The sequence below is a fragment of the Bacillus sp. SIMBA_008 genome, assembly GCF_046535495.1.
In the GTDB taxonomy this organism is placed as follows: Bacteria; Bacillota; Bacilli; order Bacillales; family Bacillaceae; genus Bacillus; species Bacillus subtilis.
Window position 1 is genome coordinate 1 of record NZ_JAWRWL010000434.1, and the last position, 273, is coordinate 273.

Sequence of the window (273 nt, forward strand, 5' to 3'; positions counted from 1 at the left end):
GGGCGTCGATTTGTATCGATGCCCGCTGAGGTGCATCTTCGCCATAATTCACGGACCTCGCGACCGTCCACGACATCACACGCTATGAAGGAGTACATCTGATGGGTGCATTCAGCGTCATCAATCCCGCCACCGGCAAGACCCTCGCCAGTTATCCGGAGGCTACCGATCAGGAGATCGAAGCAGTTGTCGCGTCCGCGCAGGCTGCCTACAGCTCCTGGGCGCGGAAGACCACTGTCGTCGAGCGCGCGGCGATCGCCGGGAAGCTCGCCG

At 61.9% G+C, this 273-nt stretch carries 1 protein-coding gene; it reads left to right on the forward strand.

From position 1 onward, the window contains the following. Positions 1-101: 101 nt before the first annotated feature. Positions 102-273, forward strand: a 172-nt coding sequence (locus SB658_RS23905; protein ID WP_410602813.1) for an aldehyde dehydrogenase family protein, incomplete at its 3' end; no start/stop codon positions are given.